The organism is Methylobacterium sp. yr668, from assembly GCF_900116245.1.
GTDB lineage: Bacteria > Pseudomonadota > Alphaproteobacteria > Rhizobiales > Beijerinckiaceae > Methylobacterium.
The window spans coordinates 1-19,983 of sequence record NZ_FOZY01000014.1 but is presented as its reverse complement, the minus strand read 5'-3'; the positions used below and the strand labels follow the sequence as shown (position 1 = coordinate 19,983).

Sequence of the window (19,983 nt, the reverse complement as noted above, 5' to 3'; positions counted from 1 at the left end):
TCAGGACAGGGACAGGCGCCGGACGGTCGCGGCGATCTCGGCCACCGCCTCCGGCGCCAGGGGCCGGATCGGCCGCGGCGGCTCGACGCGGCACAGGCCCGTGAGATCGGCCAGGGCGTAGACCACCCGCAGGCTGGAATGCGTCCGGAACAGCCTCCAGAGGGGCTCCAGCTCGGCGTTGAGGGCGCGGGCCCGCTCGGTCTCGCCCGCCGCCACGGCCCGGACGATCGCCAGGCAGGTCCGGGGAAACAGGCCGCCCGCCACGCTGAACCACGCCGCGCCGCCGGCGATCAGCGCCTCGGTGACGTTCCAGTCGCCGCTGAAGCCGATGGGGAAGCCCGCTGGGACAACCTCCCGCAGGGCCGCGATCCCGGCGGCGGCCCGCGTCGGCTCCGGCGCGGCGCACTTGGCGGCCACGATCCCGGGCTGGCGGGCGATCCGGCCGATCAGCGCCGGCGTGAAGTGGAAATGCGTGGTCGCGGGGTTGTCGTAGAGGACGAGGGGCAGGCCGCCCGCCTCCCCTACGGTCGCGAAATGCGCCTCGACCTCCGCCTCGGTGAGCGGCGTGTACGAGACGGGGGCGAGGAGCCCGGCATCCGCGCCGGCCGCCCGCGCGTCCTGCGCGAGGCGGACGGCCTCGTCGGTGCGCAGGGCGCCGATGCCGACGAGGAGCGGGACCCGTCCGGCCACGGCCTCGGCGGCGATCGCCACCGCCCGGCGCCGCTCCTCGCGGCTCAGGTACGCGTAGGTCCCGGTGCTGCCGAGGAGGCCGATCGAGTCGACCCCGGCGGCCGCCAGGGGCTCCAGCAACCGGCGCAGCGCTTCCGCGTCGACGCGGCCGTCTGCGTCGCTCGGGGTGATCGGGAAAGCGGAGAGGCCGGAGAGCGCGGGCATGGCCCGAGCCTAGCGCATCCGCGCGCGGCGGCCAGGCAAAAAGAAACCCCGGCGGTGTCCCGCCGGGGTTCCCTCGTCCCGTCTTGTTCGGGCTGGCTTATCGGCGGTCGCCGATCAGGCTCAGCAGGAACTGGAACATGTTGATGAAGTCGAGATAGAGCGTCAGGGCGCCGTTCACCGACATCTTGGCCGCCATCTCGCCGTCGAAGCCGCCGTAGAGATACATCTCCTTGAGCTTCTGGGTGTCGTAGGCGGTCAGGCCCGCGAAGATCAGCACGCCCAGCACCGAGATGGCGAACTGGAGGGCCGACGAGGCGAAGAAGATGTTCACCAGCGACGCGAGGATGATGCCGATCAGGCCCATCATCAGGAACGAGCCCATGCCGGAGAGGCTGCGCCGGGTGGTGTAGCCCCACAGGCTGAGCGAGCCGAAGGCCGCCGCCGTGATGAAGAACACCTGCACCACGCTGCCCCCGGTGAACACCAGGAGGAGCGAGGACATCGAGGCGCCCATCACCGCCGCGAAGGCCCAGAACATCGTCCGGGCGGACGAGGCCGACATCCGGTCCATCCGCATGGAGAAGACGAAGATGAACGCCAGCGGGGCGAGCATCAGGACCCACTTCAGCGGGCTGAGGTAGAGGGTCTGACCGAACGGGGTCAGGATCGGGCGGGTGCCCTGGTAGGCCGCCACGGAGGCCATGTTCAGGCCGAGCGCGACGAGACCCGAGATGCCGAGCCCGACGATCATGTTGTTGTAGACGCCGAGCATGAAGGTGCGCAGGCCCTGATCGACCTCGACCTGGGTGCCGGCGTAGCCGGTCGGCTGCTGGGCGCCGTACCGGAAGGGGCTGTTCTCGAATGCCATGGGAGTTTCCTTGCGGAGGCTCTCTCAGCGTGGTGTTCGGTCGAGGCCCACGCAGGACCTCTGGCGCCGGGCTGGCGCCTCGGTTGGGAATATGTTGCGCCCGAAGCCGCGACACAAGTCCCCGGCCACGGTTCCGGGGCCGCTTTTCCGTGTCCGGCGGATGTATTTTTGTCCATCTGGGCCGGGATTAAAATGCATTCCGCTCCGTCGTCGGGTTGTTCGACTGACGGTTGCCGCCGTCCAGGCGTTTCGATGCGCCCGCGCGAAGTCTTAACGGCTTCCTTATGCCACGTGCGTCCGCGTGCGCCCCGGTTTCTCCGGTCCGGACCGCCAAGTCCCGGCGGGTTCGTGCCTGCAAGGCGGGTCCGCAGCCTCGAAGATCCGCTCTCCGGCGCGCGGGATCTGGGCGGCCCGGGAGGGGCGGTTCAGTGCGTCATCCGGCGGGCCAGGGCGCGGCCCAGACCCAGCAGCATCAGGTCGGCGGCCGCCCGCACCTCCGCGGGCATGTCGTCGGTGAGCGTCTCCTTGAGCGCGACGGCGAGGTCGGCCGCCCGCTCCAGCGGGTCGCCGCCCGCCATGGGCCTGCCGACCACGTAGCGGTCGCCGCCGTCGCGGATCTCAGTGATGTCCATCAGGATGCCGTGCGAGCGCTGCGGCTCGCCGTCCTCGTTCCGATGGGTCCGCCCCCGGCTGAGGAGCCAGCGCACGGTGCCGTCCGCCTTGAACACGCGGTACTCGGCAAGGACCAGCCCGCTCGACCGGACGGCCCGGAGCATGTGGTCCATCAACCACGTCATGTCCTCGGGATGCACCGCGGCCAGCGCCGTCGGCCCGTTGATCGGACGGTCGGCGAGGTCGGGATTGCCGGTCAGCAGCCGGGCCGCGCCCGCGTCGTAGACGACCACGCCGCGGACGTGGTCCCACTCCCAGGCTCCCACAACGCACGAGGCTTCGAGAGCCGCCCGGAGACGGTCGGCGTTGTCCGCGTAGCCATCGATGACGTTGATGCGCATGGTGGACGGTCCCCCCGGGCCGCTCGAAGCTCGAATGTCTAGCTCCGTACCAATCTTCCGGCGAAATGACAAAGAGTTCACTTGCGAATACCCCTTCACGGGGGCACCTCTTGTCATGGTTGGGAAATTTTCCCCCGTCGCGAGTGATTCGAGGGGCCGCCATGGATGAGAACGGACTCGAATTCCTGCGGACGATTGCTGACCGGAAGGTGGAATCCTCCGCCGCGCGCGCGCTGAACAGGATTGCGCAGTCCCTCGATTTGCCGATCGAGGCGTTCTACGGTTCCGATCACTGCGGATCTGTGGACCGTCCGGCCATCGAGCGGGAGACGGAGCGGCTGCTGATGCTGGTCGGGGTCCACCTGCGCCGACTCGATCCTGCGGCGCGGAGGCGATTCGGTGAGGCGGTCCAAGCTCTGGTCGGCCCCGAATCGACCGAGGCATGCGCGCGCACCGCGGAGAATGCGGAGCGCGGCGACCCGTGAGCGCGGGGTCCGACGGTTGGAAGCCCCTCCCCCACGGACCGAGGGCTTCGATATCCTGCCGGACCGTCTCCGGCCGGGCGCGGTCCGCCGCTCTCGACGGCCTCGATCGCGGCCTCCGCCGGGGCTGAACCGGATACGGAGCCTGCGGGATCGGCCTCCGTCAGGCCTGCCGGAGATACGGCGCCGGCTTCTGCCCCAGGATCCGCCACGTGCCGACGAGCCCGAGGAGGATCGCCAGCGCCACCGCGGCCACGGCCGCGACCAGCGCGCCCGACAGGTCGAGGCGGAAGTCGAGGTGCATGACCTTGGCGACGATCACCCAGCCGGCGAGCGTCCCGGCCAGGAGGCCGAACAGCGCCGTGGCGAGGCCCAGCGCCGCGTATTCGAGGGCGTAGGCGGTGAGCAGGCGCGCCCGGCTCGCGCCCAGCACCTTGAGCACGACGGCGTCGTAGAGCCGCGCCCGGTGCCCGGCCGCGATGGCGCCGGCCAGCACGAACAGGCTCGCCAGCACCGCCACGGCGCTCGCCCCCCGGATCGCCAGGACCAGCCGGCCGACGAGGTCGCCGATGGCGTCCAGGGCGTCCTTCACCCGCACGGCGCTCACCGACGGGAAGGTCTTGGCGACGTCGCGCAGGATGCGGTTCTCGGCGGAAGCGTCGGTGCCGCCGGGCAGGGTCAGCGTCGCGAGGTCGGAATGCGGCGCCCCCCGGAAGGTGCCCGGCGAGAACACCATCACGAAGTTGATGCCGAGGTTGCGCCACTCCACCCGGCGCAGGTTGAAGATCGTCGCGGTTAGGTCGCGCCCGAGCACGTTCACCGTCACGGTGTCGCCGAGCTTCAGGCCGAGCTGGCGGGCGAGGTCGGCCTCGAAGGAGACCAGCGGCTTCGCGCCCTGCTCCGGGCTCCACCACGCGCCCTCGGTGAGGCTGGAGCCGTCCGGCACCGTGTCGGCGTAGGTGATGCCCCGGTCGCCGTCGAGCACCCAGGCGGCGTCCTCCGGGGGGCGGATCTTGCTCGCCGGCACGCCGTTCAGGGCGACGATCCGGCCGCGCATCATCGGCACATCCTCGATCTTCCCGCTCGGGGCCGAGCGTGCCAGGAACTCGCGGAACTGGGCGGCGTCCCGGGAGGGAATGTCCAGGAAGAAGAGATTCGGCGCCCGGGCCGGCAGGGTCGCGCTGATCGTGCGGCGGACATTGGCGTCGATCAGGCTGAGCGTCACGAGGAGCGTCACGCCGAGGCCGAGCGACAGGACGATGGCGGGCGTCAGGGCGCCGGGCCGGTGCAGGTTGGCGAGCGCCATCCGGGGCGCCGGCCAGCGCGGGTGCGGCAGGCGGCGGGCGAGCGCCATCAGGCCGAGCGCCACCAGATGCAGCAGGCCGAACGCGATGGCTGCGGCCGCGATGAAGATCAGCGCGACGCGCCGGTCGAAGGCGGTCGCCACCGACAGGCCGACCAGGGCCGCGAGGCTGACGGCGAGCCAGATCCGGTAGCGCCAGCGCGGGCTGACGCGGGCCGGGTCGACCGTGTCGCGGAACAGCCCGGAGACCGGCACGTCGTGGGCGCGGCCGAGCGGCGTGATCGCGAAGGCGAAGGCCGTGATCAGCCCGTAGGCGGCCGCGAGCGCCAGCTCCCCGGGGGCGAGCGTCGGGTTCAGCGGCAGCGGCAGGTCGGCGGAGAACAGGGCGTCGAGGAGGAAGGGCAGGCTCGCGCCGATCGCGAGGCCGATCAGGGTGCCGAGGCCGGCGATCAGCATCACCTGCGTCAGGTACAGGGCGACCACCTGCGAGCCCGGCGCGCCGACGCTCTTGAGCGTCGCGATCGAGGGCCGCTTGCGCTCCACGAAGGCGTGGACGGCGTTGCCGACCCCGACGCCGCCGACGATCAGCGCGGTGAGTCCCACCAGGGTCAGGAACTGCGTGAAGCGCTCGATGCTCTTGGCGAAGCGCGGGTCGGCGTTGGTGCGCGAGCGGATCTCCCAGCCGGCCTCGGGGGTGGCGGCGCGGATCCGGGCCTGCGCCGCGTCGAGGTCGGCGTCCGGCGTGCCGGGCGGCAGGACCAGACGGTAGCTCCAGCGGTTGAGGCTGCCGGGCTGGACGAGGCCGGTGGCGCGGAGCGTCGGCTCGGAGACCATCAGCCGCGGACCGAAGCCGATGCCGCCGGCGATCTTGTCGGGCTCGGACACGATGGTGCCGCGGATCGCCACGTCGTGCCCGGCGAGCGCGATCCGGTCGCCGACCTTGACGTCGAGGCGGGTGAGCAGGGCCGGGTCGGCGAGCGCCCCCGGCACCCCGTCGCGCTCCGCCAGCAGGTCGGCGAGGCGGCCCGGCGGGTCGGTCGCGAGGTCGCCGGCGGCCGGATAGGTGGCGGGGTCGACAGCCTTCAGCTCGATCAGGGCCGCGTCGCCGCTGCCCGCCACCGCCATGGCCCGCAGGGAGGCGACGATGTCGAGGCGGCCTTCGCGCGCCAGCGCCTGCCTCTCCGCGTCGGTCGCCTCGCGGTTGATGAGGTTGAAGGCGAGGTCGCCGCCGAGGATGCGCCGGCCTTCCCGGCCCAGCCCGTCGGACAGCGAGCGCGAGATCGACGCCACGCCCGCGATGGCCATGACGCCCAGCGCGATGCAGGCGAGGAACACCGCGAAGCCGTTGAGCCCGGCCCGCAACTCGCGCAGCGCGAGGCGCAGGGTGAGCGGGATCCGGCGGGGGGCGGGGTCGGGGCGGGTGATCGTGCCGTGCATCAGGCGGTCACCGCCTCCTCGATCCGCCCCGAGCGCAGGCGCACGGTGCGGTCGCACAGGCGGGCGAGGCCGTTGTCGTGGGTGACGAGGACCAGCGTCGCGCCGCGGTCCCGTTTCAGCCGGAACAGCAGGTCGACGATCTGGCGGCCGGTGGCCTCGTCGAGGTTGCCGGTGGGCTCGTCGGCGACCAGGATCGCCGGGTCGGGGGCGACCGCCCGGGCGATGGCGACGCGCTGCTGCTCGCCGCCGGAGAGCTGCGCCGGGTAATGGTGCAGCCGGTGCCCGAGGCCGACCGCCTCCAGCTCGGCGCGTGCCCGCTCCAGGGCGCCGGGCCGGTCGGCGAGTTCGAGCGGAAGGGCCACGTTCTCGAGCGCCGTCATGGTCGGCACGAGGTGGAAGGCCTGGAACACGATGCCGATCCGGCGCCCGCGGAACCGCGCCAGCGCGTCCTCGTCGAGGCGGACGAGGTCGGTGTCCTCGATGACGACGCCGCCGGAATCGGGCCGCTCCAGCCCGGCCATCACCATCAGCAGCGTCGACTTGCCGGAGCCGGACGGGCCGACGAGGCCGACCGCCTCGCCGCGGTCGACATTCAGCGAGATGCCGCGCAGGACGTGGACGCGGGCGGCGCCGCGGCCGAGGCTGAGATCGATGTCCGACAGCGCGATCGCGGGCTCGCGCAGCACCTTGCCTTGGCTCACCGGTGAGCCGATCTGTGGGCGATGACGAGCATGGCGCGCGAGGTCCTCACGTGGGGTCGATCCCTTCGGCTTCGATCTTGGCTCTACGGGCCGCGGGTGCACCGCGATATGGGTTCGGCATTGGGGCCGCGCCATGACGCGCGCGCTGTGTTCCGGCGCACGGCCCTGTATGCCGCAGCGCTAGCGCTCCTGATGGTCCCTTTCATGACAGCCGTCGCGCCGGGAGCGCGGGCCGCGCCCGGCGGGCCGGTCAAGCTCGTCGCCCTCGGCGACAGCCTGACCGCGGGCTACAAGCTCCCGGCCGACGCCGCCTTCCCGACCGTGCTGGAGCGCCTGCTCAAGGCCAGGGGCGCGGACGTGACGGTCGCCAATGCCGGCGTCTCCGGCGACACCGCCACGGGCGGCCTCGACCGGGTCGACTGGTCGGTGCCGGACGGGACCGCGGGCGTGATCCTCGAACTCGGCGCCAACGACATGCTGCGCGGCACCGACCCGAAGGTCACCGAGGGCGCGCTGTCGGCGATCATCGAGCGGCTGAAGGCCCGGGGCATCCCGGTCCTGCTCGCCGGCATGCAGGCCGCGCCCAACCTCGGGCCGGACTACAAGGCGCGGTTCGACGCGATCTACCCGGCGCTCGCCAAGCGCTACGGCCTGACCCTCTACCCGTTCTTCCTCGACGGGATCATCGGCGACCGGGCGCAGCACCTCGACGACATGATCCACCCGAACCGGCAGGGCGTGGAGACCATCGCTTCCCGCATGCTGCCGACGGTGGAGGGTTTCCTGGGGGGCCTCCGGCAGGGGGCGTCGCGGTAGTGCCGCGCCTGTTCACCGGCCTCGCCGTGCCGCCCGCGATCGCCGACGCGCTCAGGGCCTGGCAGGGCGGCCTGCCCGGCGCCCGCTGGATCGAGCCCGGCGACTTCCACGTGACCCTGCGGTTCATCGGCGCCGTCGACGCGACCACGGCCGACGACGTGGTGGAGGCGCTGTCCGAGATGCGGGTCCGCCCGGCCCTGACGGTGACGCTCGACGGCCTCGGCATCTTCGGCGGCGACAGGCCGCGGGCGCTCTACGCCTCGGTGGTGCCGGAGGCGGAGCTGACGGATCTCCAGGCCGAGCAGGAGCGGCTCGTGCGCCGGGCCGGGGTCGAGCCGGAGCGGCGGAAATTCACCCCGCACGTGACCCTGGCGCGCCTCCGGCGCGACGCCACGCCGGAGGCGGCGGCGATGTACCTGTCGCAGGCGCCGGTCTTCGCGCCGCTGACTTACACGTCGGACCGGGTGACGCTGTTCTCGGCGCGGGACTCGACCGGCGGCGGTCCGTACGTGGCGGAGGCGGAGTTCCCGTTCGCGTGATGCGCCTGGGCTCGGTCGTTCACGTCCTTGCGAGCGAAGCGAAGCAATCCAGAGCCGGCGACATCGCCCCGAACGTCGCGCTGCCCTGGGTCACTTCGCGTCGCTCGTGATGACGGAGGTTCGGTCTTCATGCGGGCCGATCGCGCGATCGGCCCGAACCGGCCTACAGCCGCCGCAGCGCCACGCTCTCGATCCGGTGGCTCGCGCCCTTGGTGAGGATCAGGCTCGCCCGCTGGCGGGTCGGCACGATGTTCTCGCGCAGGTTCGGCAGGTTGATCGTCGTCCAGAGCCGGTCGGCGATGTCGAGGGCCTCGGTCTCGGCAATCTCGGCGTATTTCCGGAAGTACGAGCGCGGGTCGCGGAACGCCGTCTGCCGCAGCTTCATGAAGCGCGTGACGTACCAGCGGTGCAGGTCGTCCTCGTGGCCGTCGAGATAGATCGAGAAGTCGAAGAAGTCGGACACGAACGGGATCGCGGTCCCGTCCCGCGGCAGGCGGGCGGGCTGGAGCACGTTCAGGCCCTCGACGATCAGGATGTCGGGACTCTCCACCACCCGCTCCTCGCCGGGCACCCGGTCGTAGACGAGGTGCGAGTAGAGCGGCGCGGTCACGCGCTTGTGGCCGGCCTTGACGTCGTGGAGGAAGCGCAGCAGCGCGGCGGTGTCGTAGCTCTCCGGGAAACCCTTGCGCTCCATCAGCCCGTTGGCGGCGAGCTCGGCGTTGGGCAGCAGGAACCCGTCGGTGGTGACGAGGTCGACCTTGGGGGTGTTGGGCCAGCGCGCCAGCAGGGCGGTCAGGATGCGGGCGGTCGTGGACTTGCCCACCGCCACCGACCCGGCGAGCCCGATGATGTAGGGCGCCTTGGTCTCGCGCTCGGCGAGCAGGAAGCGCTGCGTCGCCTTGAACAGGCCCTGCGTCGCCGCGACGTACAGGGCGAGCAGACGGGACAGCGGCAGGTAGATCGCCACCACCTCCTCGACCGAGATCGGGTCGTTGATCGATTGCAGCCGCTCCAGGTCTTCCTGGTTGAGGGTGAGCGGCGTGTCGGCGCGCAGCTGCGCCCATTCCTCGCGGCTGAAGCGGCGATACGGCGAGAGCCGGTCGGACGCTTCGAGGATCGCCTCGACCGAGCCCGGCAGCGCGGCCGCGTTCACGCGTGGCGCCTCGCGGCCTTCTCGGCGATGCCGCTCTGGGCCGTGCGACGCTCCAGCTCGGCCATCACGGCGTCGAGCTCGACCCCGCCCGCCCGGAGCAGCACGACGAGGTGGTAGAGCACGTCGGCGGCCTCGTTCCGCAGGCCGGTCTTGTCGCCCTGCACGGCCGCGATCGCCGCCTCCACCGCCTCCTCGCCGAGCTTCTTGGCCGCCTTGGCGGGGCCCTCGGACAGGAGCTTGGCCGTGTAGGAGGTGGCCGGATCGGTCCCGGCACGGCTCGCCACGAGGGCGGCGAGGTCGGCGAGCGTGTAGGCGGTCATGAAGCGATCTGCATGTTGCGACGGCCCCTTATACAGATCAGGGCCGGATTTCGGCAGGAAACTGCGCCACGGCCGCTCGGCGGGCAAGCGGAGCGGGTGAAGGCCGCCCGGCTTTGTCTGGGGATCACCCGTTGTCTTGGGTTCACCCGTTCGGCAGGTGCCGCGCCAGCGCCTCCAGCACGGCCATGCGGACGGCCACGCCCATCTCGACCTGCTCGCGGATCAGCGACTGCGCCCCGTCGGCGATCTCGGAGGAGATCTCGACGCCGCGGTTCATCGGCCCCGGATGCATCACCAGCGCGTCGGGCTTGGCGAGCGCCAGCTTCTCGCCGTCGAGGCCGAAGTAGCGGAAATACTCCTTCACGGACGGGACGAACGAGCCGTTCATGCGCTCCCGCTGGAGGCGCAGCATCATCACGATGTCGCAGCCGACGAGGCCCTTGCGCATGTCCGTGAAGGTCTCGACGCCGAAGCGCTCGATCCCGGAGGGCAGCAGCGTCGAGGGCGCGATCAGGCGGACCCGCGCGCCCATGGCCTGGAGCAGGATGATGTTGGAGCGCGCCACCCGCGAGTGCAGGACGTCGCCGCAGATCGCCACCTGCAGGCCCTCGATCCGGCCCTTGTTGCGGCGGATGGTGAGCGCGTCGAGGAGGGCCTGGGTCGGGTGCTCGTGGGCGCCGTCGCCGGCATTGACCACCGCGCAGTCGACCTTGCGGGCGAGCAGGTGAACGGCGCCCGCCGATTCGTGACGGACCACGATGATGTCGGGCCGCATGGCATTGAGCGTCGCGGCGGTGTCGATCAGGGTCTCGCCCTTCTTCACCGAGGACGAGGCCACCGACATGTTCATCACGTCGGCGCCGAGCCGCTTGCCGGCGAGCTCGAAGGACGATTGCGTCCGCGTCGAGGGCTCGAAGAACAGGTTGATCTGCGTGCGGCCCCGCAGGGTCGTGCGCTTCTTCTCCACCTGCCGCGAGATGTCGACGGCGGATTCGGCGGCGTCGAGCAGCCCCTCGATGTCGGGCCGGGTCAGGCCCTCGATGCCGAGGAGGTGCCGGTGCGGGAAGGCCGGGGTCGGAGGCGTCGTCATGATGAGGCCCGGGTGTAGGTGCGGCGCGCCCGGGGGGCAAGGCTGTTCGGCGCTCATCCCGGTTCAGTCATGACGCTCGCTCCGTCAGGGGCTGCCGGCGTCACGGGTTCGAGGCCCAGGCTGTCCGTCCGGCGGCAGGAGGGGGCGCGTCGCGCTCCGTCATCGACGGCGCGCGCCCATCGGCGCAGTCGCACTTCGAGAGGCGGCTGCGGCCTTTTTCCCGGCGGATGGTAACCGCCCGCCACCGCGCCACGTATCTGCCCGAACGGTCGGGATTCGTACGCTCCCGACCCCGCGCCGCTTGCCCGGGATCCAGACGCTTGGCCGCCTCCCCTGCCCTCGAAGCCCCCGAGACCGTCGACCGGCAGGGGCGCCGCTGGTTCTACCGCCACCCGCTGGTCATCCGGCTGGCGCACTGGATCAACGCCGCGGTGCTGCTGGTGCTGCTGATGAGCGGCCTGCAGATCTTCAACGCCCACCCGGCGCTCTACTGGGGTTCGGTCTCGACCTTCGACAATCCGTCGCTCGCCATCACCAGCGAGCCCGGCCGCGACGGCACGACCCGCGGCGTCGTGACGGTCGGTTCCCACACCCTCGACACGACCGGCGTGCTCGGCCTGTCGAGGGAGGGCGGCACCGAGGTGGAGCGCGCCTTCCCGTCCTGGGCGACGCTGCCGGCCAACCAGGACCTCGCGACCGGGCGGCGCTGGCACTTCCTGTTCGCGTGGCTCCTCGTGATCAACGGGGCGGTCTACCTGCTCTACGGCCTGGTCTCGGGCCAGCTCCGCCGCCGCCTGATCCCCGACGGCGACCAGATCCGCGACCTCGGCGGCTCCGTGAAGGAGCACCTGCTCCTGCGCTTCCCCGAGGGCACCGAGGCCAAGCGCTACAACGTCATCCAGAAGCTCACCTACCTCGTCCTCGTGCTCGGCCTGCTGCCCGCGATGGTGCTCGCCGGCCTCGCCATGTCGCCCGGGATGGACGCCGCGTGGCCCTGGCTGACCGAGCTGTTCGGCGGCCGGCAATCGGCGCGCAGCGTCCACTTCATCGCCGCCGGGCTGATCGTGCTGTTCGTGGTGGTCCACGTGCTGCTCGTGGTCGTCTCCGGGCTCGTCAACAACATGCGCGGCATGATCACCGGCTGGTTCAGCCTCGGCCGCGACCGGGAGACCGCGCGATGATCCTCCACCGCCGCAAGCTCCTCACCGCGGGCGCCGGCCTGATGGGCACCGCGCTGCTGGCCGGCTGCGACAAGTTCGCCGGGACCGAGACGGGGCAGCGCACCCTCAAGGTCGGCGAGGACGCCAATGAATACGTCCAGCGCCTGCTGATGTCGCCGACGACCCTGGCCCGGGAATTCCCGGCCTCGATGATCTCGCCCTGGTTCAAGCCGAACGGCACGATCGACCCGCCGGACCGCGCCTACCGGGCGCTGGCGGCGCGGAACTTCTCGGACTTCAAGCTCTCCGTCGACGGGCTGGTCCAGACGCCGCTGTCGCTGAGCCTCGCGGACCTGCGCGCCCTACCCGCCCGCACCCAGATCACGCGGCACGATTGCGTGGAGGGCTGGAGCTGCATCGGGCAATGGGGCGGCGTGCCGCTCGCCGAGGTGCTCAAGAAGGCCGGGCTGAAGCCGCAGGCGCGCTACGCGGTATTCCACTGCGCCGACACGCTGGAGTTCGAGGCCGGTCCCAAGGGCGGTGGCAGAGGGCGCTACCAGGGCGCGTCCCTCTGGCGCCCGACCCATCCGGGCGCGGTGCGCGAGGCTTACGTGCAGCTCGCCGCCGCCGACGATTGGGGCGGCCCAGCCACCGCTACCGACGCGCCCAAGGACGATTGGGGCCAGGGCAGCCCGGCTCCGGAGCCCGAGCCGGCGGGGATCCCGATCCGCTACTACGAGAGCATCGACCTCTACGACGCCTTCAACCCGCAGACGATCCTGGCCTACGACCTCAACGGCAAGCCGCTGCCCGTCTCGAACGGCGCGCCCCTGCGGCTGCGGGTCGAGCGCCAGCTCGGCTACAAGCAGGCCAAGTACGTGATGCGGGTCGAGATGGTGGAGTCGCTCGCCGGGATCGGCCAGGGCAGCGGCGGCTACTGGGAAGACCGCGGCTACGAGTGGTACGCGGGGATCTGACCGCTCAGCGCGGTGTCTCTCCGCGCTCGCGTTCGACCGCCTCCAACAGCAGGGCATTGACGCGCGCCTGCCAGCCGGGCCCCTGCGCGCGGAAATGCGCGGCCACGTCCGGAAGGAGACGGATCGTGTCCGGTCCGTCAGTCATTCCAGGGGCCATGTCGGGTGGCCCGCGCCGCACGAACCGGTCGCCGGAATAGAAGTCGACGCGCTCGAGCATCGAATCCGTTAGCTCGGGGATCTCGTCGTACTCCTCCGACGTGATCGCGTGCGCGTCCATCTTGACGAGGTCGCTCTTCACCGGGGCCTCAGCGGATGAGCGGTGCGTAGCGCTTCTGCTCCCTGGCATTGGCCTTCCTCCTCGAGAAAACATGGTGGTCCTGGTCCCGAGGCGTCCAGATCACGATGACCATGCGGCCGGCCAGGACGCCGACCGTGACGAGACGGATCTCGCCGTAATCCTGACGGACATCCTCGAAGTCGAGCCCGCGTTCCGCGCGGGTCCGACTGCGCTTGGCCGGATCGTCGGTGACCGCCATCGCGCACCGTTCATATAAGCCGCTCGCGCGGCTTACGACGGGTCCCTCGGGCGAGGCTTGCGCGGATTCGCGATTTGACAACCCGCCGCCCGTGACCCACTTGTGCCCGGCGCGCGGCCCCGGCCCGACGGCGGGCATACGTCCCACGCGAATCTCGAACAGAATTCGTCCGTCGCGCCCAGGCTCCGTCAGGGGCAGAGGTCTGAATGAAAGTCGTCGTCGTCGAGTCGCCGGCCAAAGCCAAGACGATCAATAAGTATCTCGGCCGCGACTATGAAGTCATCGCCTCCTTCGGGCATATCCGCGACCTGCCGCCCAAGGACGGCTCGGTGGATCCCGAGCAGGACTTCCACATGGTCTGGGAGCTGGCCGACCGCGGGGCGAGCCGGGTCTCGGAGATCGCCAAGGCGGTCAAGGGCGCCGACAAGCTGATCCTCGCCACCGACCCGGATCGCGAGGGCGAGGCGATCTCCTGGCACGTGCTGGAGGCGCTCACCGCCCGCAAGGCGCTCAAGGGCATCCCGGTCGAGCGCGTGACCTTCAACGCCATCACCAAGGCGTCGGTCGAGCAGGCGATGCGCAAGCCGCGGGAGATCGACCAGGCGCTGGTCGACGCCTACCTGGCGCGCCGGGCGCTCGATTACCTTGTCGGCTTCAACCTCTCGCCGGTCCTGTGGCGCAAGCTGCCGGGCGCCCGCTCGGCCGGGCGCGTGCAGTCCGTGGCGCTCCGGCTCGTGGTCGAGCGCGAGATGGAGATCGAGCGGTTCAAGCCGCGCGAGTACTGGACGCTCATCGCGACGCTGACGACCGCCGACGGCGCGACCTTCGAGGCCCGCCTCGTCGGCGCCGACGGCAAGCGGATCCAGCGCCTCGACGTCGGCACGGGCGAGGAGGCGGCCGCCTTCAAGCGCGACCTCGAGCTCGCGACCTTCCAGGTGGCGAGCGTCGAGGCGAAGCCCGCCAAGCGCCACCCGCAGCCGCCCTTCACCACCTCGACCCTCCAGCAGGAGGCCTCCCGCAAGCTCGGGATGGCGCCGGCCCAGACCATGCGGGTCGCCCAGCGGCTCTACGAGGGCGTCGATATCGGCGGCGAGACGGTCGGCATCATCACCTACATGCGGACCGACGGCGTCGACATGGCGCCGGAGGCGATCCAGGACGCCCGCCGGGTGATCGGCAAGGAGTTCGGCGACCGCTACGTGCCGGACGTTCCGCGCAAGTACAGCGTCAAGGCCAAGAACGCCCAGGAGGCCCACGAGGCGGTGCGCCCCACCGACATGGGCCGCCTGCCCAAGTCGGTGGCGCGCCACCTCGAGCCCGAGCAGGCCCGGCTCTACGAGCTGATCTGGACCCGCACCATGGCCAGCCAGATGGAATCGGCCGAGCTGGAGCGGACCACCGTCGACGTCACCGCCAAGGTCGGACCGCGGACCATCGACCTGCGCGCCACCGGCCAGGTGGTGAAGTTCGACGGCTTCCTGACCCTCTACCAGGAGGGCAAGGACGACGAGGAGGACGAGGAGAGCCGCCGCCTGCCGCCCATGAAGGCCGGCGACCCGCTCGCCCGCGAGCGGATCAGCTCGACCCAGCACTTCACCGAGCCGCCGCCGCGCTACTCCGAGGCGAGCCTCGTGAAGCGCATGGAGGAGCTCGGCATCGGCCGCCCGTCGACCTATGCCGCGGTTCTCCAGACCTTGCGGGATCGCGAATACGTCAAGATCGAGAAGAAGCGGCTGCAGCCGGAGGACAAGGGGCGGCTCGTCACGGGCTTCCTCGAGAGCTTCTTCCGGCGCTACGTCGAGTACGACTTCACCGCCGGCCTCGAGGAGCAGCTCGACCGGGTCTCCAACGCCGAGATCGACTGGCGGGCGGTGCTGCGCGACTTCTGGCGCGACTTCTCCGCGGCGATCGGTGAGACCAAGGAGCTGCGCGTCGCCGACGTGCTGGAGGCGCTGAACGGCCTCCTCGGCCCGCACATCTTCCCCGACAAGGGCGACGGCTCGAACCCGCGCACCTGCCCGACCTGCGGCTCGGGCCAGCTGTCGCTGAAGCTCGGCAAGTTCGGCGCCTTCATCGGCTGCTCGAACTACCCGGAGTGCAAGTACACCCGGCAGCTCTCGGCCTCGGGCGTCGACGGCGACGGTGACGGCTCCTCGGCCGAGGGCGGCCAGCCGGGCGTGCGGGTGCTGGGCGACGATCCCGCGACCGGCCTGCCAGTGACGCTGCGCGACGGCCGCTTCGGGCCGTTCCTCCAGCTCGGCGAGGCCTCCGCCGAGAAGGGCGCCGAGAAGCCGAAGCGCTCGTCGCTGCCCAAGGGGCTCAGCCCCTCGGACGTGGATCTCAACAAGGCGCTGGCCCTGCTGGCGCTGCCGCGCGAGGTGGCCCGCCACCCCGAGACCGGCGAGCCGATCCTGGCCAATCTCGGCCGGTTCGGACCCTACGTGCAGCACGGGAAAACCTACGCCAATCTCGGCAAGGACGACGACGTGCTGGAGATCGGGGCTAACCGCGCCATCGACCTGATCGTCGCCAAGGAGCAGGGCGGCGGACGCGGCCGCCCGGCCGCCGATCCGGGCCGGCCGCTCGGCAAGGACGAGGCCAGCGGCCGCGATCTCGTGGTCAAGGCCGGCAAGTACGGGCCCTACGTCACGGACGGCGAGGTCAACGCCACGCTGCCGAAGACGATGAGCGCCGAGGCGCTGACCCTCGACGAGGCGATCGCCCTGGTGAACGCCAAGCGCGCCGCGGGCGGCGGCAAGCCGGCGAAGCGCGGGGCGGTCCGGAAAGGGTCGGCGCGGGCCGCGAGCGGCGACAAGCCGGCGGCGAAGAAGACCGCCGCGAAGAAGCCTGCGGCCAAGAAGGCGGCGGCGAAGACGTCGAGCGCGGGCTGAAGCGTTCGTGGACGAGGCTGAGGCGGGCCGGCAAGCCCGCCCGTCCTTGCGAGCGGAGCGAAGCAATCCAGTGCAGCGCGAGGCGTTCGAACGTGGCGCCGACTGGGTTGATTCGCTCCGCTCGCAAGGACGTGGCAGAGGCAGCGTTGCCGCCCCTCACCGCGGGTTGCGGTCAGCGATCGGGTTCAGACCAAGTAGGTGATCGTCGCCGCCACGGCCGTCGCGAAGGTCGCGAGCGCGAGGGTGGTGGAGTTCATCAGCGCCCGGGCCGGCGGCACTGCGGCCGCGTCATCGTCGCAGCCGAAGGCGGCGCCGGCCGCATGCTCGAAGCGGATCAACGTGAGGCGGCGGGCCTCGATCGCGGCGTCGCTCATGGACTGCGGCTCCCTGACCACGGTCAAGATTTATCTCCGCCACCAACGTCGATCGTCCCGTTCTGTTCCGGGCGTCGCCTGTGGAAGCCGGGCATGCGGGTCACGAGAAAGCCTTAACCCATTGTTGTGCAACGTCGTGATGACGGCCCGGCGCGCGGAACCGTGTGCCGGCACGGACGCGGCCCTCGCTCGCGGCGGCGCAGCATGCGATGATGCGACGGCCTCGCTGCAGGGCGAACGGCTTTGATGTTTATGGTTTGTTCCGCTATCATGCGGGGATGAAGGCGCATGCTCCACGACCCGAGACCCGTCCCAAGACCCGTCTGCGCGAAGCCGAGCCGGCCGACGCGCCGCGCGCCCGGAGGCCGCGCGTGAGCGATCCGGCGCGGGACCTGTTCGGGCCGGGCGGCAAGGGCGCGGCGGCCCGCCCGCCCGAGCCGCGGCGGCGGCTGGATTCGGCGGCCTCCGTGGCGACGCTCGCGGCCGCCGAGCCCGAGGGCGGCTACACCGCCTCCGACATCGAGGTGCTGGAGGGGCTGGAGCCCGTCCGGCGCCGGCCCGGCATGTATATCGGCGGCACCGACGAGCGGGCGCTGCACCACCTGTTCGCCGAGGTGATCGACAACTCGATGGACGAGGCGGTCGCCGGCCATGCCAGCTTCATCGAGGTGGAGCTGGAGGAATCCGGCGCCCTCGTGGTGACCGACAACGGCCGCGGCATCCCGGTCGACCCGCACCCGAAATTTCCCGGCAAGTCGGCGCTCGAGGTCATCATGACCACGCTGCACGCCGGCGGTAAGTTCGACTCGAAGGTCTACGAGACCTCGGGCGGACTGCACGGCGTCGGCATCTCGGTGGTGAACGCGCTCTCCGACCTGCTCGAGGTCGAGGTGGCGCGCAACCAGACCCTCTACCGCCAGACCTTCTCGCGCGGTCATGCCCAAGGGGCCTTGGAACTGGTCGGCCGGGTGCAGAACCGCCGCGGCACCCGCGTGCGCTTCCACCCGGACGCCCAGATCTTCGGCTCGCTGAAGTTCGACCCGCGCCGCCTGTTCAAGATGGCGCGCTCCAAGGCCTACCTGTTCGGCGGCGTCGAGATCCGCTGGCGCTGCGCCCCGGCCCTCCTCGAGGGGCTGGAGGACGTGCCGGCCGAGGCGGTGCACCGCTTCCCCGACGGGCTGCGCGACTACCTCGCCCGCGACATCGACGGGAAGGAACTCGTCACCGACGCCATGTTCTCCGGCAAGATCACCAAGCCGGGCTCGCACGGGTCGCTCGAATGGGCGGTGGCCTGGATGGTCGCCGAGGACGGGATCTCGCACTCCTACTGCAACACGATCCCGACGCCCGAGGGCGGCACCCACGAGGCGGGCCTGCGCGTCGCCCTGCTGCGCGGCCTGCGCGAGCACGCCGAGCGGGTGAACCAGGCCAAGCGCATGACGGCGGTGACCACCGACGACGTCATGGCGACCTGCGCGTCGATGCTCTCGGTGTTCATCCGCGAGCCCGAGTTCCAGGGCCAGACCAAGGACAAGCTCGCCACCGTGGAGGCCCAGCGCATCGTCGAGACGGCGGTGCGCGACGCCTTCGACCATTGGCTGGCCGCCTCCCCGGCCCAGGCCAACAAGCTGCTCGACTGGGTGATCGACCGGGCCGAGGAGCGCCTGCGCCGCCGCCAGGAGAAGGAGGTCGCCCGCAAGAGCGCGACCCGCAAGCTCCGCCTGCCCGGCAAGCTCGCCGACTGCTCGGCGGCCGGCACCGCGGGCTCGGAGATCTTCATCGTTGAGGGCGACTCGGCCGGCGGCTCGGCCAAGCAGGCCCGGGACCGGGCGACCCAGGCGATCCTGCCGCTGCGCGGCAAGATCCTGAACGTCGCCTCGGCCTCGCGCGACAAGCTCGGCGCCAACCAGCTGATCTCGGATCTCACCCTGGCGCTCGGCTGCGGCACCGGTTCGGCCTTCCGCGAGGCGGACCTGCGCTACGAGAAGGTGATCATCATGACGGACGCCGACGTCGACGGCGCCCACATCGCCTCGCTGCTGATCACCTTCTTCTACCGCCAGATGCCGAGGCTGATCGACCGCGGCCACCTCTACCTCGCGATCCCGCCGCTCTATCGGCTGCAGCAGGGCTCGAAGGTGGCCTATGCCCGGGACGACGCGGATCGGGAGCGGATCGTCAAGACGGTGTTCAAGGGCGGCAAGGTCGAGATCGGGCGCTTCAAGGGTCTCGGCGAGATGATGCCGGCCCAGCTCAAGGAGACCACCATGGATCCGAAGAAGCGCACATTGCTGCGCGTCGCGGTCCTGGATGAGGCCCGGGAATCGACCGGCGACACGGTCGAGCGCCTGATGGGCAACAAGCCCGAGGCGCGCTTCGCTTTCATCAGCGAGCGCGCGGCCTTCGCAGAGGGCGCCGACCTCGACATCTGATGCCGGAGCGCCGGCGCGGCCGCGCCGCGTCGGTCGATGGCGCCGCGCCGTCATTGCGAGCGGAGCGAAGCAACCCAGCAGCGCCACGTTCACCGAAGTCGCGCTGCCCTGGATCGCTTCGTTGCGCTCGCAAAGACGGGTGACGGGTTTCGGTCGCGCCTTATCGGGGCGGCGCGATCACCTTGACCGGGTCGAAGGGCTGGGCCGCCGCCACCGTGTCCTTGCCCATGTTGAGGACTGCCGAGAAGCGGTCGCCGCCGGGACGCAGCACGAGGGCGCCCGGCTCGACCGCGATGAGCTTGCTGCCGAGGCCGAGGAAGCCGCCGACGTCGATCACGACGGCCTTGAGCGTCCCGCCGTCGGCGATGAGCAGATCCTCGATCTTGCCGACGCTGTCGCCGGCGGCGTTGCGCACCGTCACGCCGATCATCTTCGTGGTCAGGAAGGTGACGGGCTTGAGCCCCTGACGCTTGGCCGCGTCCTCGGCGCTCGCCGCCTCCGTCAGCCGCCCGCCCCCCTTGCCGTCCGTCGAGGTTCCCGGTCCCGTGGCCGGCAGGATCGTGTCCTTGCCGATCACGCTGGCGTCCTGCGCGGAGGCCGGCGCGTTCGCGAGGCCGAGGGCCGCGAGCGACAGGAGAAGGATTCGGCTTCGCATGGCTGATCGCTCCGCGCGCCCGGTCCCTGCGTGGAAGGCCCTGTCCGGGTCACTGAGGGGCGCCGCGGTCTCAATCGCGGGCGGCCCGCGCGGTTCCGGCTCTCCCTGTCGCACCCGCCGAGGTCGGTTCGCTGTCCCGAAACGCGAAAGGGCCCGGCCTTGCGGCCGGGCCCTTCGGGAGCGCGGAGCCGGCAGAGCCGGCTCCGGCATCCGGTCTCAGTAGGAGCCGAACTTGTAGTTCAGGCCGGCGCGGACGACGGCGAACTCGGTCTTGGCGGCGGCGCCGTTGAGGTAGGCGGTGCCGTTCGGGGGCAGGAGGTTGCCGTAGAACACGCCGCCGGC

Annotated in this window: 19 protein-coding genes and 1 pseudogene; 7 read left to right on the top strand and 13 right to left on the bottom strand. The window is 71.2% G+C overall.

What is annotated here, in order from left to right:
• From BM419_RS17900 to BM419_RS17890, 3 genes are all read right to left on the bottom strand, one after another.
• Positions 1–894, bottom strand: a complete 894-nt coding sequence (locus tag BM419_RS17900) for a dihydrodipicolinate synthase family protein (protein ID WP_091927231.1) — start codon at positions 892–894, stop codon at positions 1–3.
• Positions 895–991: 97 nt separating this feature from the next.
• Positions 992–1,762 carry a Bax inhibitor-1/YccA family protein gene (locus BM419_RS17895; RefSeq protein WP_020095346.1) on the bottom strand — a complete coding sequence of 257 codons (771 nt, stop codon included), beginning with the start codon at positions 1,760–1,762 and terminating at the stop codon, positions 992–994.
• Positions 1,763–2,187: 425 nt separating this feature from the next.
• Positions 2,188–2,775 (bottom strand): PAS domain-containing protein, encoded by a 588-nt coding sequence (locus BM419_RS17890; RefSeq protein ID WP_091927230.1) that lies wholly within the window; start codon positions 2,773–2,775, stop codon positions 2,188–2,190.
• A gap of 161 nt (positions 2,776–2,936) precedes the next feature.
• Between BM419_RS17890 and BM419_RS17885 the strand changes: the two genes are divergently transcribed.
• Complete coding sequence (locus BM419_RS17885; protein WP_091927229.1) at positions 2,937–3,260, top strand: hypothetical protein; 324 nt, start codon at positions 2,937–2,939, stop codon at positions 3,258–3,260.
• A gap of 160 nt (positions 3,261–3,420) precedes the next feature.
• On the opposite strand, the gene BM419_RS17880 is transcribed toward BM419_RS17885, so the two are convergent.
• Positions 3,421–5,997, bottom strand: coding sequence for an ABC transporter permease (locus tag BM419_RS17880; protein WP_091927228.1), 2,577 nt, complete (start codon positions 5,995–5,997; stop codon positions 3,421–3,423).
• Complete coding sequence (locus BM419_RS17875) at positions 5,997–6,680, bottom strand: ABC transporter ATP-binding protein (protein WP_085986741.1); 684 nt, start codon at positions 6,678–6,680, stop codon at positions 5,997–5,999. Before BM419_RS17875 ends, BM419_RS17880 begins: the two co-directional genes overlap by 1 nt.
• Before the next feature lie 222 nt (positions 6,681–6,902).
• Between BM419_RS17875 and BM419_RS17870 the strand changes: the two genes are divergently transcribed.
• Both BM419_RS17870 and thpR read left to right on the top strand, forming a co-directional pair.
• Complete coding sequence (locus BM419_RS17870; RefSeq protein WP_091683632.1) at positions 6,903–7,514, top strand: arylesterase; 612 nt, start codon at positions 6,903–6,905, stop codon at positions 7,512–7,514.
• On the top strand, positions 7,514–8,053 hold the full coding sequence (gene thpR / locus BM419_RS17865; protein ID WP_091927227.1) for an RNA 2',3'-cyclic phosphodiesterase: 540 nt from the start codon (positions 7,514–7,516) through the stop codon (positions 8,051–8,053). Before BM419_RS17870 ends, thpR begins: the two co-directional genes overlap by 1 nt.
• A 163-nt stretch (positions 8,054–8,216) precedes the next feature.
• Here thpR and coaA read toward each other — a convergent pair whose 3' ends face one another.
• The 3 genes from coaA to BM419_RS17850 form a co-directional block, all read right to left on the bottom strand.
• Positions 8,217–9,206: a type I pantothenate kinase gene (gene coaA, locus BM419_RS17860; protein ID WP_091683634.1), complete on the bottom strand. Its 990-nt coding sequence runs from the start codon at positions 9,204–9,206 to the stop codon at positions 8,217–8,219.
• Positions 9,203–9,526 carry a phosphoribosyl-ATP diphosphatase gene (locus BM419_RS17855; RefSeq protein ID WP_020095338.1) on the bottom strand — a complete coding sequence of 108 codons (324 nt, stop codon included), beginning with the start codon at positions 9,524–9,526 and terminating at the stop codon, positions 9,203–9,205. The genes coaA and BM419_RS17855 overlap by 4 nt, the downstream gene beginning before the upstream one ends.
• Positions 9,527–9,668: 142 nt before the next feature.
• A complete protein-coding gene (locus BM419_RS17850) occupies positions 9,669–10,616 on the bottom strand; it encodes an aspartate carbamoyltransferase catalytic subunit (RefSeq protein WP_026605274.1) in 948 nt (315 codons plus the stop codon).
• 320 nt (positions 10,617–10,936) lie between these two features.
• On the opposite strand from BM419_RS17850, the gene BM419_RS17845 reads away from it, so the two are divergent.
• Positions 10,937–11,797 (top strand): cytochrome b/b6 domain-containing protein, encoded by an 861-nt coding sequence (locus BM419_RS17845; RefSeq protein WP_091927226.1) that lies wholly within the window; start codon positions 10,937–10,939, stop codon positions 11,795–11,797.
• Positions 11,794–12,753, top strand: coding sequence for a molybdopterin-dependent oxidoreductase (locus tag BM419_RS17840; protein ID WP_091927225.1), 960 nt, complete (start codon positions 11,794–11,796; stop codon positions 12,751–12,753). Before BM419_RS17845 ends, BM419_RS17840 begins: the two co-directional genes overlap by 4 nt.
• A 4-nt stretch (positions 12,754–12,757) precedes the next feature.
• Here the strand turns inward: BM419_RS17840 and BM419_RS17835 are convergent, their stop codons facing one another.
• Together BM419_RS17835 and BM419_RS17830 are read right to left on the bottom strand one after the other, a co-directional pair.
• Entirely contained in the window at positions 12,758–13,051 is a 294-nt protein-coding gene (locus BM419_RS17835) for a BrnA antitoxin family protein (protein ID WP_244540798.1), read from the bottom strand.
• A gap of 7 nt (positions 13,052–13,058) precedes the next feature.
• The gene (locus BM419_RS17830) at positions 13,059–13,289 is read right to left on the bottom strand and encodes a BrnT family toxin (RefSeq protein WP_091927223.1); all 231 of its coding nucleotides are present in this window, start codon (positions 13,287–13,289) and stop codon (positions 13,059–13,061) included.
• A gap of 206 nt (positions 13,290–13,495) precedes the next feature.
• Between BM419_RS17830 and topA the strand changes: the two genes are divergently transcribed.
• On the top strand, positions 13,496–16,180 hold the full coding sequence (gene topA, locus BM419_RS17825) for a type I DNA topoisomerase (RefSeq protein ID WP_091927222.1): 2,685 nt from the start codon (positions 13,496–13,498) through the stop codon (positions 16,178–16,180).
• A 185-nt stretch (positions 16,181–16,365) separates the two neighbouring features.
• On the opposite strand, the gene BM419_RS17820 is transcribed toward topA, so the two are convergent.
• Positions 16,366–16,554, bottom strand: coding sequence for a hypothetical protein (locus BM419_RS17820; protein ID WP_042669668.1), 189 nt, complete (start codon positions 16,552–16,554; stop codon positions 16,366–16,368).
• Positions 16,555–16,925: 371 nt separating this feature from the next.
• On the opposite strand from BM419_RS17820, the gene parE reads away from it, so the two are divergent.
• Entirely contained in the window at positions 16,926–18,986 is a 2,061-nt protein-coding gene (gene parE / locus BM419_RS17815; RefSeq protein WP_056531212.1) for a DNA topoisomerase IV subunit B, read from the top strand.
• A 160-nt stretch (positions 18,987–19,146) separates the two neighbouring features.
• Here parE and BM419_RS17810 read toward each other — a convergent pair whose 3' ends face one another.
• Together BM419_RS17810 and BM419_RS33390 are read right to left on the bottom strand one after the other, a co-directional pair.
• The gene (locus BM419_RS17810; protein ID WP_091927221.1) at positions 19,147–19,641 is read right to left on the bottom strand and encodes a PRC-barrel domain-containing protein; all 495 of its coding nucleotides are present in this window, start codon (positions 19,639–19,641) and stop codon (positions 19,147–19,149) included.
• Between the two features lie 216 nt (positions 19,642–19,857).
• Positions 19,858–19,983: pseudogene (locus BM419_RS33390) on the bottom strand (porin family protein); the annotation flags it as partial.